This window comes from Gilliamella sp. LMG 34362 (genome assembly GCF_984569125.1).
In genome coordinates, this window is sequence record NZ_OZ474902.1 from 355678 (window position 1) to 371425 (window position 15748).

The 15748-nt window shown below is 35.0% G+C and carries 15 protein-coding genes; 7 read left to right on the plus strand and 8 right to left on the minus strand.

Going from position 1 to position 15748, the window contains the following annotated elements:
- Positions 1-95: 95 nt before the first annotated feature.
- Both AC5LWZ_RS01745 and asd read left to right on the plus strand, forming a co-directional pair.
- On the plus strand, positions 96-2159 hold the full coding sequence (locus tag AC5LWZ_RS01745) for a prolyl oligopeptidase family serine peptidase (RefSeq protein ID WP_110448760.1): 2064 nt from the start codon (positions 96-98) through the stop codon (positions 2157-2159).
- 178 nt (positions 2160-2337) lie between these two features.
- Positions 2338-3441, plus strand: a complete 1104-nt coding sequence (gene asd, locus AC5LWZ_RS01750) for an aspartate-semialdehyde dehydrogenase (RefSeq protein ID WP_110448759.1) — start codon at positions 2338-2340, stop codon at positions 3439-3441.
- A gap of 56 nt (positions 3442-3497) precedes the next feature.
- Here asd and AC5LWZ_RS01755 read toward each other — a convergent pair whose 3' ends face one another.
- Genes AC5LWZ_RS01755 through nagB form a run of 3 tightly spaced genes read right to left on the minus strand, consistent with a single transcriptional unit; the run spans position 3498 to position 6718 of the window.
- Positions 3498-4721, minus strand: coding sequence for an ROK family protein (locus AC5LWZ_RS01755; protein ID WP_110448758.1), 1224 nt, complete (start codon positions 4719-4721; stop codon positions 3498-3500).
- A gap of 36 nt (positions 4722-4757) precedes the next feature.
- Positions 4758-5900, minus strand: a complete 1143-nt coding sequence (gene nagA, locus AC5LWZ_RS01760; protein WP_034903256.1) for an N-acetylglucosamine-6-phosphate deacetylase — start codon at positions 5898-5900, stop codon at positions 4758-4760.
- A gap of 11 nt (positions 5901-5911) precedes the next feature.
- Positions 5912-6718 carry a glucosamine-6-phosphate deaminase gene (gene nagB, locus AC5LWZ_RS01765; protein ID WP_110448757.1) on the minus strand — a complete coding sequence of 269 codons (807 nt, stop codon included), beginning with the start codon at positions 6716-6718 and terminating at the stop codon, positions 5912-5914.
- Positions 6719-6964: 246 nt separating this feature from the next.
- Here nagB and nagE point away from each other — a divergent pair, with 246 nt between their 5' ends.
- A complete protein-coding gene (gene nagE, locus AC5LWZ_RS01770; RefSeq protein WP_198201563.1) occupies positions 6965-8470 on the plus strand; it encodes an N-acetylglucosamine-specific PTS transporter subunit IIBC in 1506 nt (501 codons plus the stop codon).
- 171 nt (positions 8471-8641) lie between these two features.
- Here the strand turns inward: nagE and tusC are convergent, their stop codons facing one another.
- From tusC to fkpA, 3 genes are read right to left on the minus strand one after another with little or no spacing between them, the layout of a single operon-like run.
- Positions 8642-8995, minus strand: coding sequence for a sulfurtransferase complex subunit TusC (gene tusC / locus AC5LWZ_RS01775; RefSeq protein WP_493463873.1), 354 nt, complete (start codon positions 8993-8995; stop codon positions 8642-8644).
- A gap of 16 nt (positions 8996-9011) precedes the next feature.
- A complete protein-coding gene (gene tusD, locus AC5LWZ_RS01780; RefSeq protein WP_493463874.1) occupies positions 9012-9377 on the minus strand; it encodes a sulfurtransferase complex subunit TusD in 366 nt (121 codons plus the stop codon).
- Between the two features lie 22 nt (positions 9378-9399).
- Complete coding sequence (gene fkpA / locus AC5LWZ_RS01785) at positions 9400-10290, minus strand: FKBP-type peptidyl-prolyl cis-trans isomerase (protein WP_493463875.1); 891 nt, start codon at positions 10288-10290, stop codon at positions 9400-9402.
- A gap of 231 nt (positions 10291-10521) precedes the next feature.
- On the opposite strand from fkpA, the gene fabZ reads away from it, so the two are divergent.
- The 4 genes from fabZ to rnhB are packed head-to-tail and all read left to right on the plus strand — an operon-like array spanning position 10522 to position 13526.
- On the plus strand, positions 10522-10968 hold the full coding sequence (gene fabZ, locus AC5LWZ_RS01790; RefSeq protein ID WP_110448752.1) for a 3-hydroxyacyl-ACP dehydratase FabZ: 447 nt from the start codon (positions 10522-10524) through the stop codon (positions 10966-10968).
- A gap of 40 nt (positions 10969-11008) precedes the next feature.
- Positions 11009-11788: an acyl-ACP--UDP-N-acetylglucosamine O-acyltransferase gene (gene lpxA, locus AC5LWZ_RS01795; protein WP_110448751.1), complete on the plus strand. Its 780-nt coding sequence runs from the start codon at positions 11009-11011 to the stop codon at positions 11786-11788.
- On the plus strand, positions 11788-12942 hold the full coding sequence (gene lpxB / locus AC5LWZ_RS01800) for a lipid-A-disaccharide synthase (protein WP_110448750.1): 1155 nt from the start codon (positions 11788-11790) through the stop codon (positions 12940-12942). The genes lpxA and lpxB overlap by 1 nt, the downstream gene beginning before the upstream one ends.
- Positions 12936-13526 carry a ribonuclease HII gene (rnhB, locus tag AC5LWZ_RS01805; protein WP_110448749.1) on the plus strand — a complete coding sequence of 197 codons (591 nt, stop codon included), beginning with the start codon at positions 12936-12938 and terminating at the stop codon, positions 13524-13526. Before lpxB ends, rnhB begins: the two co-directional genes overlap by 7 nt.
- Here rnhB and AC5LWZ_RS01810 read toward each other — a convergent pair.
- Both AC5LWZ_RS01810 and AC5LWZ_RS01815 read right to left on the minus strand, forming a co-directional pair.
- Positions 13523-14122 carry a YiiX family permuted papain-like enzyme gene (locus AC5LWZ_RS01810; protein WP_370527384.1) on the minus strand — a complete coding sequence of 200 codons (600 nt, stop codon included), beginning with the start codon at positions 14120-14122 and terminating at the stop codon, positions 13523-13525. The genes rnhB and AC5LWZ_RS01810 overlap by 4 nt on opposite strands.
- A gap of 96 nt (positions 14123-14218) precedes the next feature.
- Positions 14219-15508 carry an NAD(P)/FAD-dependent oxidoreductase gene (locus tag AC5LWZ_RS01815; RefSeq protein WP_198247717.1) on the minus strand — a complete coding sequence of 430 codons (1290 nt, stop codon included), beginning with the start codon at positions 15506-15508 and terminating at the stop codon, positions 14219-14221.
- Positions 15509-15748 lie beyond the last annotated feature (240 nt).

Here is a 15748-nt window from a genome sequence, read left to right on the forward strand (position 1 = left end):
AATAATAATCGTTTGATACATTAAGATATAAATGATAGAACTAGATAATTATTCTAGTTTTATTTTTTATAGAGCATGATAAAAGGAGATCAATAATGTTCTGGTTAAAAAAAATTTTTTTTATCATGATCGTCTTTTTATCATTAGTGAACTGTATTAGTTGTGTATCTAACCACTCTTATTCATCAGTTGACAGTTATGGTTGGATGGAAACAGAAAAGGATCTAACTAATAATTGGTTATTATCTGAATCAAATCGTTCAATGAAAATTCTTGAAAAACTCGATTTGTTCTCATCGATTGAAAAACGATTCAGTGAATTAACAGATTATGGAACTGAACCAATAATTCATAATATTAGACTAAAGGGTGATAATACTTTTTACTTGAAACGAACAAATAAGCATCCTTATAACCGTTTGTTTGTTAAAGATCGATTCGGCAAAGAAAGGTTATTAGTCGACCCATCAGTTGGTTATATATATAATTTCTACCCATCAAATGATGGTAAGTATATTGCTTATGCTATTTCCGAAAATGGCTCTGAAATTTCAGCCATCAATGTGATTAATGTAAAAACTAAAGCACATCTAGCCGATAGCTTATCCGGTATAACTGCTTCAAATATAGTATGGGCGAGTGATAATTTATCTTTTTTCTATCATCGTAATAATTTTGCTAATTCTAATAATCGAAGGTTAGGAACGGAAGAACTCTATCTTTATCGTTTAGGCTCCAATATTGAAAATGATTCGGCTATTTTTGGCAAAGCTAATATCGAGAATTATCAAGCTAATACTGACCAAAATATCAATTTATCTTTATCTGCTAATTGGGCAGTTGCTTCAGTGGAATCTTCAATACCTGGTGATGCCATAGATTTGTATTTAACCGAATCTAACTCTCTTTATCTGGAAAACAAACATTGGAAAAAGATTATCGATAGAAAACAAAATGTAGAGGATTTTTTTGTACGAGATAATTGGCTTTATTTGGCTAAATATAACAACTTTTCAGGTTATACTATTTCTCGACTAAACCTTAATCATATCCCTTCTCCAGAAGAAAAAATAATTGAATGGAAAAAAGGCGAATTGGATCTGTTTACAGTCAGTAAAGATGCTATTTACCTTGCTTATTATGACTCTGGAAAGTATAAATTTGTTACTATTCCTTTTTCCGATCTGCATAATATCAAAATGATTCCTATTAGTGATGGGAATGAGGTAACGGCTATTTTTTCTAGTTTAGACAATAAAGAGATTTTATTTACCCAACAAAATTGGAACATGCCACCAAAAATATGGCAATATGACCCTGATAGTCAGTTAATTGAAGATTCTAAAATAATAAAGACTGATGCATCACTATTTGCAGATTATGAATCAGAACAAAAATGGGTTAAATCCAATGATGGTGAGCTTATTCCACTTACACTTATCCATCGAAAAGGAGTTAAACTTGATGGAAGTAATCCAACTTGGCTATTTGCTTATGGAGCCTATGGTCAAAGTGAATATCCTTACTATTATGATACTACTCGTTTAATTTGGCTTGAAAAAGGAGGTATCATTGCTATCGCTCATGTTCGAGGTGGTGGTGAGTTAGGACCTAAATGGCATTATGATGGAAAGGGTAAAAATAAAATTAATTCCGTCAATGATTTTATCAAATGTGCAAAATACCTTATCGATCATCGTTACACCAATTCATCCAAGTTAGTTATTAGTGGTGTAAGTGCTGGTGGTATTGTAATTGGTTCAGCATTAGCAAGACATCCAGAGCTTTTTGCCGCCGCTGCAATCACTTCAGGTATGTTGAATATGAGTCGCCTAGATCAAATTCCAATTGGTAATGCCAATTTTGCGGAATTTGGTTCGCCTTTCAATAAACAGGAATTTAAAAATCTACAAACTATCGATGCTTATCTTAATCTACGTGAAGGTATTAACTACCCACCTGTGATGCTTTCAGTTGGATTACAAGATTCGCGAGTATCTCCTTGGCAGAGTGCCAAATTTGCAGCTCGACTCGGTGAGATAAATCATTCTCAAAATGAAAACGTCTTTATTATAGCTAACCAAGAAGATGGCCATTTTATTAATAATTTTGTCAATATGGTGGTGTTTTTTATGTGGAAAACGAATATGACTGACTAGTTTATGAAGTACTAGTTTTAGCATAATATTCAGTTTTGCCTATAAAATTATATATAACACCACGTTATTATCTGCTTGACTAGAAAAATAATTCTTATCTGACTTGTTTTATGGTGATTTTTTGCTTTAATAGTAAATGAATATTTCTTTATATAACATCTACTTTTGGAAATAAACTATGAAAAATGTTGGTTTTGTCGGTTGGCGAGGAATGGTGGGCTCTGTTCTTATGCAACGTATGGTTGAAGAGCATGATTTTGATTATATCAATCCTGTTTTCTTTTCTACTTCTCAAGCTGGTCAAGCAGCTCCTTCTTTTGGCGGAAAAACAGGAATATTACAAAGTGCCGATGATATTGATGCTTTAAAAGCATTAGATATTATTGTCACCTGCCAAGGTGGTGATTATACCTCTGAAATTTATGCAAAATTGCGTGCAACCGGTTGGCAAGGCTACTGGATTGATGCTGCGTCAACTTTACGTATGGAAGATGATGCAATTATTGTTCTTGATCCAGTGAATAAAGCTAACATTCAATCAGCCTTAGATAGAGGCATTAAAACTTTTGTTGGTGGTAACTGTACAGTAAGTTTAATGTTGATGTCACTTGGTGGATTATTTGCTGAAAACTTAATCGATTGGGTTTCTGTTTCAACTTATCAAGCGGCTTCTGGTGGTGGTGCACGTCATATGCGTGAATTACTGACCCAAATGGGAATGTTAAACGCTGAAGTTGCTAAAGAACTACAAGATCCTAACTCTTCTATTTTAGATATTGAACGCAAAGTGACGCAAAAAATGCGTGATGGTAGTTTACCGACTGATAATTTTGGCGTGCCTTTAGCGGGTAGCTTAATCCCATGGATTGATAAAGCTCTTGATAACGGCCAAAGTCGTGAAGAGTGGAAAGGCCAAGCGGAAACCAATAAAATTCTAGGAACGAGTCAGATTATTCCAGTCGATGGACTTTGTGTACGAGTTGGGGCATTACGTTGCCATAGTCAATCATTCACGATTAAATTGAAGAAAGATATCAGCATTCCTGAGATTGAAAAACTACTTGCTGCTCATAATGATTGGGTTAAAGTTGTACCAAATGATCGTGAACTTTCTATGCGAGAACTTACTCCAGCTGCGGTTACAGGTACCTTAAGTACACCAGTTGGACGTTTACGTAAATTGAATATGGGTAAAGAGTATCTATCAGCCTTTACGGTTGGCGATCAGTTATTATGGGGTGCTGCTGAACCATTACGAAGAATGCTACGCATCTTAGCTTAATGATGAATAAAAAAAGCCCTGTTTATGGGCTTTTATTTTTATTGTAAAGCAATTTATTAGATTGTTTCTAACAAGGTCATTAACAGTGAACCGTTAAATAACGCTTGTTGTACTAAGGCAAATGCACCAATTGCTGAACGGTCATTAAGTGTTGAACAATTGATAGTTAGATTGTTTCTTAACTCTTCTAAACTTTGAGCATTTAACGCACTAGTTACTGCATTTAATAATACATCGGGTGATTTTGTTAATTCGCCAGCTAATACAATCCGTTGTGGGTTAAAAATATTCACCATTATCGCGACAGCTCTACCCAGATTTTCACCGGCATCTTTAACTAACTTAAGCGCTAACTCATCTCCTTGATTGGCATATTTGCAAATATTGCTGATATTTATGTTATCTAAACTTAATTTAGTTGGATAACCTTGTTCTATCATCTGTTTTGCTCGTGCTTCAATGGCCTTGTGAACTACTCGATTTTCTAAACAGCCAAAATTTCCACAATGACAACGTTCACCTAATGCATCAATTTGGATGTGTCCAACTTCACAAGCGGTTTGGTTATGGTTAGTGAGTAATTGTTGATTAATGATAACCCCTGAACCAACACCACGATGTACACGAATTAAAATTGAATCATCGACATCTTGAGTTGAACCGAAATAACTCTCAGCTAATGCCAAACTTTGAATATCATTACCAATAAAAATCGAAACATTAAATTGATCACGTAATACATCCGCTAAAGGCCATGCCTTAACTTGAATATGTGGGGTATAACGAATGATCCCTCGCACTGAATCAATTAAACCGGGTAAAACCACTGAGATCGCAACAAGATGTTTAACTTTTTTATTATTTTTTTCGATGAACTGTTTAATGAGTGCAATTAAATATTCTTGTGCTAACTGTTCCGTAAAAGTAGTAAGTGGATAAACTTCAAATGCTAGACTATTGGCACCTAAATCATAAAGTTCAATCGTGACATGCGAACGGCTCAATTGTATGGCAATTGTCTGATAGTAACCAAATTTTGCTTGTATTGAAACCGCAGGTCGTCCCCCCGTTGATTGTTGGGCATCAACTTCTTTGATCATATTCTTTTTGAGGAGTTGGCGAGTTATTTTGGTGATACTAGCGGGTGCTAATTGACTAATTTCGGCGAGTTGAATACGTGAAATGGGCGCTTGCTGAACAATCAAACGATAAATCATTGCATAATTTAATTGCTTGATTAGTTCAGCATTGCCGACTAGGTGTAGATAATTAAAGGTCATATTTTATCTCAATATTTTCATTAACTATCCGACATTCTAACGGCTCATCTCTCCATTAACAATAGTTTTCACATTTGAAAAGTCACGATTAAAAATAACTAAGTTGGCAATTTTGCTTTCACTAATTGTACCAAGTTGTTTATCAACACCAATCGCTTTGGCTGGGTAAAGTGTTGCCATTCTTAATGCTTCATCTAAAGCAATACCAACATACTCTACTGCATTTTTTACTGCTTCAATCATGGTTAATGCTGATCCACCTAATGTGCCATTTTCATCAACACAACGGCCATCTTTATAATAGATAGTTTTATCAGCAAATACACCAGAAGTTAAATTAGAGCCAGCTAATAACATCGCATCAGTAATCAAAATTAAATGATCTTGTTTAATTTTGTGGCTATTACGAATGTTCGCCCAACTTACATGCTGGCCATCAGCAATGATACCCACATACACTTCTGGTTCATCATAAATTGCGCCAACAACACCTGGTTCGCGACCAGTAATATAAGGCATAGCATTAAATAGATGCGTACCTAGGCGGATACCAGCATTGAAACCACGACGGCAATCATCATAGTGGCCGTTAGAATGTCCAACTGAAACATGAATTCCGGCATCACATAGTTGTTTAATATGTTTGGCATCAACTTTTTCTGGAGCTAGGGTAATGATTTTGATTACATCGGCGTTTGCACAAAGAAAGTCGATCATCTCCTGTGAAGGTTGACGAATGTAATTTATATTATGAATACCTTTCTTCTCAGGATTAATATAAGGCCCTTCAAGATGTAAACCTAATGCTTGGTTAGGGTGCTTAGCTAAATATTCACGCATCACGTTTACTGCTTTGATCATAAACTCATCAGTTGAAGTGATTAAGGTTGGTAAATAGCTAGTACAACCATACACGAGGTTAGTTGCCTGCATAGCTTCTAAGGTTTCAATACTTAGTGCATCAAGAGTTTCATTAAATTGCACACCACCACAGCCATTGACTTGAATATCAATCAAGCCTGGTGCAACATTTGCACCTTGTAAATCTTTAATGGTGATATCAGCTGGTAATTGTTCTTGTTTACAAATTTTTGCAATTTTATCACCGTCAATAATAACAGCGTGATTATCAAGAATTTCATAACCAGTGTAAATACGACAATTGGTTAATGCGTACATTGAGTTATCCTTTATAAAATGGTTACTTGAAGATTATCTGCTTCCATTTGTTTAAAATATTTTAGTGTTTTTACCTTTAGATCATCAGTGCTTGTCTCATCACAAACAATAATTGATTTTGGATGCATTTGTAATGCGGAAACAGTCCATAAATGGTTAACACTTCCTTCTACCGCTGCTTGTAATGCTAAACTTTTGTTGTGTCCACAAACTAATAAAATTACCTCTTCGGCATCCATTAATGTTGCAACGCCAATGGTTAATGCATGTTTTGGCACTTGTTTGATATCATTATCAAAAAAGCGTGAGTTGGCAATAATGGTATCTTCAGTTAAGGTTTTGATACGAGTTCGTGAACAAAGTGAAGAACCTGGCTCATTAAATGCAATATGTCCATCTTGGCCTACGCCACCAAGGAAAATATTGATTTTGCCGTAGGATTTGATTTTTTCTTCATATTCTTGGCATTCTTTTTCGATATCAGCTGCATTACCATTTAATATATGGATGTTGTTTTTATCAATATCAATATGGTTGAAGAAATTTTCATACATAAAAGTGTGATAACTTTGTGGATGATCTTCTGGAATACCGACATACTCGTCCATATTAAATGTTACGACATGTTTAAAACTTACTTTACCCGCTTGGTACTGTTTAATTAGTTGTTGATACATTACTAATGGTGAACTTCCCGTTGGTAAACCTAATAAAAAAGGACGATCTGCAGTTGGATTAAATTGATTAATTTTGTTTACGATGCGCTGAGCAACCCACGCGCCAACTTCTTGCGCATTTTTTAAAGGAATAAGTCTCATAAAATATAATCTCTTCTGATATAATTGAATAAATCTTTTTTTTTAAAGTAAAAAATGTTGTAGTTATTTTACTATATTAAACTAATTAAGCAAAAAAAAAGCGTGATATAAATCACAAAAGACAAACATTTAATTTGCGAAGTAAAATAATATAATGTCAAATGTATTTGACTTACTTCTTTTACTTAACGATGTGAGATTTTATTATTTTTAAGTAACTCCCGAATGATAATATGAGGCAAAACTATGGGAATTTTAGCTTATTTACAACGAATTGGGCGCTCGCTAATGGTGCCTGTGGCAGTATTACCTGCTGCTGCAATACTTTTAGGTATTGGTTATTGGATTGATCCAAATGGTTGGGGAACCAACAATATTGCTGCGGCATTTTTGATTAAATCCGGCGGTGCTATCATCGATAATATGCCAATCCTTTTCGCAATTGGTGTTGCGTATGGTATGTCTAAAGATAAAGATGGTGCAGCAGCATTATCTGGATTGGTAGGCTTTTTAATCATTACTACACTATTATCACCAAATACTATTGCTCTATTTGAAGGGGTTGATACCAGTGTGGACGGTTGGAATGCACAAATATCACCAGCTTTTAGTAAGATAAATAACCAATTTATCGGTATTTTAGTTGGAATTATTTCTGCTGAACTATATAACCGCTTTAGTTCTGTTGAACTACATAAAACCTTAGCTTTTTTCAGTGGTAAACGTCTAGTTCCTATCATTGTTTCTATTGTTATGTTACTTGTTTCAGTAGTGCTATATTTTATTTGGCCTATGGTATTTAGCGCATTAGTTTCTTTTGGTGAATGGATTAAAAATTTAGGTTCAATAGGTGCAGGTATTTATGGTTTCTTTAACCGGTTATTAATTCCTGTTGGTCTACACCACGCTTTAAACTCAGTATTTTGGTTTGACGTTGCTGGTGTTAATGATATTCCTAACTTCTTAGGCGGACAAGGTTCTATTGATTCTGGTAAAGCGATTGCAGGTATAACTGGTCGTTATCAAGCAGGTTTCTTCCCTATTATGATGTTTGGTTTACCTGGTGCGGCATTGGCAATTTATCATACTGCTAAAAAAGGTAATAAAGATAAAACAGCTTCAATCATGTTAGCGGCGTCTTTTGCGGCTTTCTTTACTGGTATTACTGAACCATTAGAGTTTGCGTTTATGTTTGTTGCGCCTGTGTTATATGTAATCCATGCTGTTTTAACCGGTATCTCACTATTTATTGCTGCAACAATGCAATGGATATCTGGATTTGCATTCAGTGCAGGTCTAATCGATATGTTGTTACAATCTCGTAACCCATTAGCAGTACATTGGTATATGTTAATTCTACAAGGTATCGTATTCTTCTTTGTTTACTATATAGTATTCCGCTTTGTAATTGTGAAATTCAATCTTAAAACACCAGGTCGTGAAGATGAAATTGCTAATGCAACTGTAGTTACTGAAGAAACATTAGCACAAGAAAATGCACCAGCTGGTGGTGATTTATCTAAACTTGCTGAACAATATTTAGTAGTTATTGGTGGTAAAGATAACTTAACTAATATTGATTCATGTATTACTCGTTTACGTTTGAATGTTCATGATACCGATCTAATTGATGAACAAGCAGCTAAAGCGCTAGGTGCAATGGCTGTCATAAAATTAGGTAAAACAGGCGTGCAAATCGTGGTTGGTCAACAAGCTGAAAAGATTGCAGATCAAATGAAAAAACTCGTTTAATCGAAATTTTATCTAGCAATTTTTAGTAAAATTATCCCCGTGACTTAATCAGTAATGATAAAAGTCATGGGGATTTTTATATCGTTTTAAAAGTGATTAATCTATTTTCTGGTCACTAAATTATCGATAAGATTATATAAAAATTTTGAGGAGAGGGGTTTTTAGCAGGTTTTAGAAGCGTAAAACTGCATCTTGATTGGCCAATAGTTGAGTTAACTGTTTATTATCAATTAGTTGGTTTGCAATATTGAGAGGAGTTTGGTTTAAGTTTCGTTCATCTAATGATGCTTTACAGACATAAATATCTTCAATGTCATAAAGTTCTAACATATTAAAAGTAGCAATGTAATCACGCATCAATATCAATTCTGGATGTTGATTAGCTAAGAGATGAAATACACCATCGCCGATAAAAAAGACAGATATATGATTGAATGTTGAAAGGGCTAAAGCGGTATCTAACGCTTCTCGACCTTTGGCGCTGCCATGTGGTGCTGAGCTAATAATGATTGCTACTTTTTTCATGTTATCTGCCTATTATTTAAAATTGTAGAACTCGATCTGAACTTGCTACAGCTTCACTTAACTCGCCAAGGCCGGTTAATTCAAAATGTTCGGCAAGATTATTTACACCGATACCACGTCTTTGCGCGGCAGCGACACAAACAGTTAGTTTTAACGAATATTGTTTTGCTAAGCTCTGCCAAGCTTTGACTAAATCAAATTCATCATTGGCTGGATCACTATAACAGTTAGCATTATAAACGCCATCAGCATAGAAAAATATGTTAGCAATCGAATGGTTGCTATTTGAAAGTAATGTTTGAGCAAATTGATAGGCACAATAAGCAGATTGGGTCCCATAAGCGGGACCCATAATAACCAGTGTATAATCTAATGGTTTCATCAAATTAGTTTGCTGATAGTTATTATTTAGCTTGATCTGCTTTAGTAGGAGCTGATGCTGGAATTTCTTCCTTATCGTTATCAATACCAAGTAGCTCAACGTCAAAAACTAAAGTTGATGCTGGTGTAATTCTCGCTTTATCACCTTGAGCAGGGAAACTTTGGTCACCATATGCTAATTCAGGTGGCACAACTAGTTTAATTTTACCACCGACACCGATTAATTGGATGCCTTCTGTCCAACCTTTAATTACCCCATTAAGTGGGAAAGTTGCTGGTTCATTATGATCATAAGAACTGTCAAATGTACGACCATCTGTTAATGTACCAACATAATGGACAATAACAGTATCTTCTGCTGTTGGATGACGACCAGTTCCTTCATTAAGAACTTTATACATTAAACCAGATTTAGTTTTAATTACACCTTCTTGCTTAGCAAAATCCTCACGGTATTTTTCACCAGCAGCGGTATTTTCGGTTTTTTGTTTTTCAAAACGGGCTTGGCTTTCTTCTTGAATTCGTTTACCAAATGCATCTAATACATTTTTAACTTCATCTTGGTTAAGTTGTGAGGCACCACGCATGGTTTCATTAAAGCCACTGATTAGGTATTCTTGATCAGCAGTTACTTCATTTTGTTCTAAATTTGATTTCATATAATTAGCAAATGAAGAACCTAATGCATAGGCTTCTTTTTGCGCATCAGTTGAAATTGTCGCTTTATCTGCTGAGTTTTGTGCAGTAGCTGCTTCAGTTTTGCTTTCTGTCGCATTGGTATTTTCAGCACTATTTGCCGTTGCAGTGGTTGTTGCTGGTGCTTTGTTTTCTTCGGTGGTCTTTTTGTCATCACAGCCAGCTAATGCTAATACGATAGCACTACTTACTAATGTCATTTTTATAAATGATTTCATTCTACTCTCCAGGTTAAACATCTTTTTAGCTAAATATTGAACTTATTATATATGATCTAATATAGTATAAAATAGTATTTACATATCATTTAGATAATTTATTGCATTTATTTGATTTTTTAGTCAGCACAAATTTTAAAATCTGCAGTTTAAATCACTCCTTGAGTGAAAGTGGTATCCTCAGTTATAATAGAAAAAATTTATAGAAAATAATGTATAAGGATAGCTATTTTGACTACCGAACTTAATACCCTTGATATTGAAGAAATTATCAGTTTACTTCCACACCGTTATCCGTTTTTGATGGTTGATCGCGTAATTAGTTATGAGAAAGGTAAAACATTAAAAGCCATTAAAAATGTAACTGTAAATGAACCATTCTTCCAAGGTCACTTCCCGAATAAACCTATTTTTCCTGGCGTATTGATTTTAGAAGCGATGGCGCAAGCAACTGGAATTTTAGCGTTTAAAAGTATTGAAGAATTGTCACCAGGTCAACTTTATTATTTTGCTTCAATTGATAAAGCTCGCTTTAAACGACCGGTGGTACCAGGTGATCAAATTATGCTTGATGTTGAATATATTAAAGAGCGTCGAGGCATTGCATTGTTCCATGGTGTTGCAACCGTCGATGGCAAATTAGTTTGCGAAGCAGAGATGATGTGTGCTCGTAAATAATTTTGATTTTGAAATATCCCAAACGTATTAAGGAATTGCTATGGCAACGGAAATACACCCAAGTTCAGTAGTAGAAAAGGGGGCAAAGATTGGTGATAATGTCAAAATCGGGCCTTTTTGTTATATTGGTGAAAATGTTGAAATAGGTGATGGTACCTTTTTAAAATCACATGTAGTGGTTAACGGACACACCAAAATTGGTCAAAATAATCAAATCTATCAATTTGCTTCAATTGGTGAAGTTAACCAAGATCTGAAATATCGTGGTGAACCAACTCGCACCGAAATAGGTGATCGCAATATGATTCGTGAAAGTGTGACGATTCATCGTGGTACCGTTCAAGGCGGTGAATTAACCCGTATAGGAAGTGATAATTTATTGATGATTAATGCCCATGTTGCGCATGACTGTATTATTGGTGATCGTTGTATTTTAGCTAATAATGCCACACTTGGTGGTCATGTTCAGTTAGATAATCATGTGATTATTGGCGGTATGACAGCAGTACACCAATTTTGTGTAATCGGTTCTCACGTTATGGTTGGCGGTTGTTCTGGCGTTGCTCAAGATGTACCTCCTTATGTTATTGCTCAAGGAAATCACGCAACACCACATGGCGTCAATTATGAAGGCTTGAAACGTCGAGGCTTTAGTAAAGAAGCACTACAAGCCATCCGTAACACATACAAAATTCTATATCGAAATGGGTTAACGCTTGACGATGCTAAAGTTGAAATTGCAACGCTTGCTAAACAGCACCCAGAAGTGCAGCTGTTTATTGACTTTTTTGATCGTTCAACCCGAGGCATTATCCGTTAATGACAGATAAGCAGTTAACAATTGCTCTGGTCGCCGGTGAAACATCTGGCGATATTCTCGGTGCTGGTTTAATTCGTACTCTTAAAAAACATCATCCTAATATTAAATTTGTCGGTATTGCTGGTCCACGAATGCAAGCTGAAGGTTGCCAAGCTTGGTATGAAATGGAAGAGCTATCAGTGATGGGGATTGTCGAGGTATTAGGTCGGCTACGGCGTATTTTAGCTATTCGTCGTGATATTACTAAACGTTTGATTGATCTCAAACCCGATGTCTTTATTGGTATTGATGCACCGGATTTTAATCTCTCTTTAGAAGGTAAGCTTAAACAAGCTAGTATTAAAACGATTCATTATGTCAGTCCTTCTGTTTGGGCGTGGAAACAAAAGCGGGTATTTAAGATTAAACGCAATACTAATTTGATTTTAGCTTTTCTTCCTTTCGAAAAAGCCTTTTATGATAAATTTGATGTACCTTGTCGATTTATTGGTCATAAAATGGCCGATGATATTCCTCTCGAACCCGATCAAACAGCTATGCGTCAACAGTTAGGTATTCCTGTTGATTGCCAATGCTTAGCCTTATTGCCCGGTAGTCGTCATGCCGAAGTAACGTTATTATCTGAACCTTTTTTAAAAGCAGCGCAATTGTTACGTGATAAATTTCCTGATCTGCATATTGTAGTTCCGTTAGTAAATGGTAAAAGAAGAGCGGAATTTGAACAAATAAAGGCAGAGATTGCACCAAAACTTAATCTGCAATTATTAGATGGTCATGCTCGGGAAGCGATGATTGCCAGTAATGCTGCAATTTTAGCTTCGGGAACAGTGGCACTTGAGTGTATGCTGGCTAAATGCCCAATGGTTGTTGGCTATAAAATGAAGGCTTTCACCTTTTGGTTGGCGAAAAAACTAATTAAAACACCTTATGTTTCATTACCGAATATTCTTGCTGGCAAGGAAATTGTTCCGGAATTACTACAGCATGATTGTACGCCAGAAAATATTGCTAACCATATTGTTCCCTTGTTAAAAAGTGATAATAGCGAATTAAAAGCAACATTTTTGGCTTTGCATAAACAAATTCGTTGTAATGCTGATGAACAAGCTGCGCAAGCGGTGTTAGATGTATTAAAGGATCCCTCTAATTGTTAAAATTTACTTATCCAGATGCAACGTTAATTGCTGGTGTTGATGAAGTCGGTCGTGGTCCACTTTGTGGTGATGTTGTTACTGCTGCTGTTATTTTAGATCCAAATAACCCCATTGTTGGATTAACTGATTCGAAAAAATTGTCAGAAAAAAAACGTGAAGCGCTCTTCGATGTTATTAAAAAAAATGCATTAGCATGGTGTGTGGCTAGGGCATCTGTAGATGAGATTGATGAACTCAATATCCTACATGCTACTATGCTGGCGATGCAACGAGCGGTGTCAGGCTTAAACATTAAACCAAATTATGTATTAGTTGATGGTAATCGTTGCCCTAATTTTGGTATTCGAACCCAAGCAGTGGTTAAAGGCGATCTGTTAGTGGCTGAAATTAGTGCTGCATCGATTTTAGCCAAAGTGACGCGTGATCGTGAAATGGTTGAGCTTGATAAGTTATACCCTCAATATGGTTTAGCCAAACATAAAGGCTATCCAACCAAAGATCATTTAAACGCCATTGAACAACATGGCGTGAATCATCTATATCGTAAAAGCTTTGCACCAATAAAAAGATTATTACTAATTTAATCGCGCTTATCAACTGTGCTAAGTAGTGGTGAATTAAATATCGCAACTGGTGATATCACTGTTTCTTGATATGGAATGTTATTACCATAACGTTCTTTTAGTTTTTGTTTAACCGCCGGCGATGATAAATTAAAATCTTTAATTGTTTGTAATTGACCAATTTTTAATTTAAGCGCTCGATTATAAATTTTCCACACTAATTCTGAACAATAAATATATTTGTCATCCCAACCAAACCAAATATCGTAAGGTTTATTTTCAAATTTATGGGCGACTTGTTTTAAACTGGTAATTTCTTGCTGAGATAATGGATGATTTTTTAATCGTTTAATCACATATGTTTTATTTTTGCCACGATTTATCCATTTATCTAACGGGGTATAAATAACTTTACTTGCGGCTTCAAAAACATAAGGTTTGCCATTTTTAATAAAAATTATTCCTACATGACTATAAGGTGAATTTGTTGCTTGCTCAATGGCTTTACTTTGGTTTGATTGAGAAGATTGGAAAATAATATCGCCATCGTGTGGCTGATAATTTGCTATAGCTGTGTAACTAGCGAAAAGTAAACTAAAAATGAAAATAAAACGCATCATCTATTATCTATATAGTTGTAATTAAGATAATAGTATAAGCGAAAACAGCTACTTAACAAAATTTTTCAGTAGCTGTTAAATATTTTTTAGCAATTAATCACGATTACTAAAAATCGAAGTTGATTTGGTTTTATACATAAATTTGCTAGCACTGGCAAAACGAATAGTTTTAAAAATACCAAGTAAGCTTGCTTGATGCATACGATAGAGTAGTTTGTGGATCATTAAAGCGAAAAATCCTCTCACTCCCATTTCACTATTACCAATTAATTTGACTACACCTTCAGCGGTATCATGTAATGAAATCACAGTACCTTTATCAGTATATTTAAATGTTTTTAATGATTGGTTGTTTAATAATCTAACGATATTTTCATAGCAAACTTTTGCCATTTGATGAGCTGCTTGAGCGGTAGGTGGTGAAGCATGACCATTGTCTTGCATTGCGTATGCGCAATCACCAATAACAAAAATACTGTCATCACGAGATGTTTGTAATGTTGGTTTTACTACTAATTGATTTGATCGGCTTGATTCTAGACCTGCGATCTCTTTTAAATAATCAGGCGCTTTAACGCCAGCAGTCCAAATCATCATATCGGCTTTAATGGTTTCACCTTCTTTCGGATAAAATCCATCGCTTTCCGCTTTAGTAATCATAGTATTGGTTAATACATGAATCCCTTGTTTTTTAAGTGTTTTAGTAATACTAGCTGCGGTTTTTTCTGGTAAAGCCGGTAAAATACGATCGGTTGCTTCAATGACTGAAACATCTAATAGATCGGAACACATTTTATTACGACCGCAAGCACCAAATGTTTCCACCATATGAGGTAATTCAGAAGCTAATTCGACTCCAGTCGCCCCACCGCCAACGATAGCAATATGAATTTTATCTTCTTTTGTGGTTTGATCGTCATCAATGATCGAACAAAAACCAGTAAATTTATTAATTAAGGTTTCACGTAGGCGAATAGCGGCATTTTGGTCATCTAAGAAGATACAATGTTCTTTCACACCAGGGGTACCAAAGTCATTAGAAGTGCTACCAATAGCAATAACTAAAATATCATAATCAACAAGAACAGTTTCATCGTTATGATTGATGATGCTAATTTGCTTTTGGTTGCGATCAAGGTTGGTGAAGGTACCTTGAGTAAATTCGAAATTATGCTGTTGTCCTTGCGATGCATAATAAATATTATCAACTTGCTCATCAAGTACACCAGTTGCTACTTCATGTAATAGTGGTTTCCATAGATGATAACTGTTTTTATCAATTAAGGTAATTTGAGCTTTATCCGTTTTGCCTAATTTATCGCCTAGGTCGGTAGCAAGCTCTAAACCGCCAGCACCACCGCCAATAATAATTATTTTTTGCATATTTTAAGCCTTATTATTTCAATTAAAAAATATCATACTAAATAAGTAGGTTTTTATCTATTTCTTTTGACTGATAACATTTATAAATAAAATCTATTAAAATGATGGTTTACAATTATTGAAATTTATCTAAGGCTAAAATAGAATAATCTGTAATATAGTTGTAAATAATTCCTTCTAATTGTTATTTGAGCATAAAATATAGCTTTGATTGTTTAAATTCAGCACGATATCCCATGA

Coding starts and splice junctions, on each gene's coding strand:
- AC5LWZ_RS01745 (WP_110448760.1), top strand. CDS start 96: ATGTTCTGGTTAAAAAAAATTTTTTTTATCATGATCGTCTTTTTATCA.
- asd (WP_110448759.1), top strand. CDS start 2,338: ATGAAAAATGTTGGTTTTGTCGGTTGGCGAGGAATGGTGGGCTCTGTT.
- AC5LWZ_RS01755 (WP_110448758.1), bottom strand. CDS start 4,721: ATGACCTTTAATTATCTACACCTAGTCGGCAATGCTGAACTAATCAAG.
- nagA (WP_034903256.1), bottom strand. CDS start 5,900: ATGTACGCATTAACCAATTGTCGTATTTACACTGGTTATGAAATTCTT.
- nagB (WP_110448757.1), bottom strand. CDS start 6,718: ATGAGACTTATTCCTTTAAAAAATGCGCAAGAAGTTGGCGCGTGGGTT.
- nagE (WP_198201563.1), top strand. CDS start 6,965: ATGGGAATTTTAGCTTATTTACAACGAATTGGGCGCTCGCTAATGGTG.
- tusC (WP_493463873.1), bottom strand. CDS start 8,995: ATGAAAAAAGTAGCAATCATTATTAGCTCAGCACCACATGGCAGCGCC.
- tusD (WP_493463874.1), bottom strand. CDS start 9,377: ATGAAACCATTAGATTATACACTGGTTATTATGGGTCCCGCTTATGGG.
- fkpA (WP_493463875.1), bottom strand. CDS start 10,290: ATGAAATCATTTATAAAAATGACATTAGTAAGTAGTGCTATCGTATTA.
- lpxA (WP_110448751.1), top strand. CDS start 11,009: ATGGCAACGGAAATACACCCAAGTTCAGTAGTAGAAAAGGGGGCAAAG.
- lpxB (WP_110448750.1), top strand. CDS start 11,788: ATGACAGATAAGCAGTTAACAATTGCTCTGGTCGCCGGTGAAACATCT.
- AC5LWZ_RS01810 (WP_370527384.1), bottom strand. CDS start 14,122: ATGCGTTTTATTTTCATTTTTAGTTTACTTTTCGCTAGTTACACAGCT.
- AC5LWZ_RS01815 (WP_198247717.1), bottom strand. CDS start 15,508: ATGCAAAAAATAATTATTATTGGCGGTGGTGCTGGCGGTTTAGAGCTT.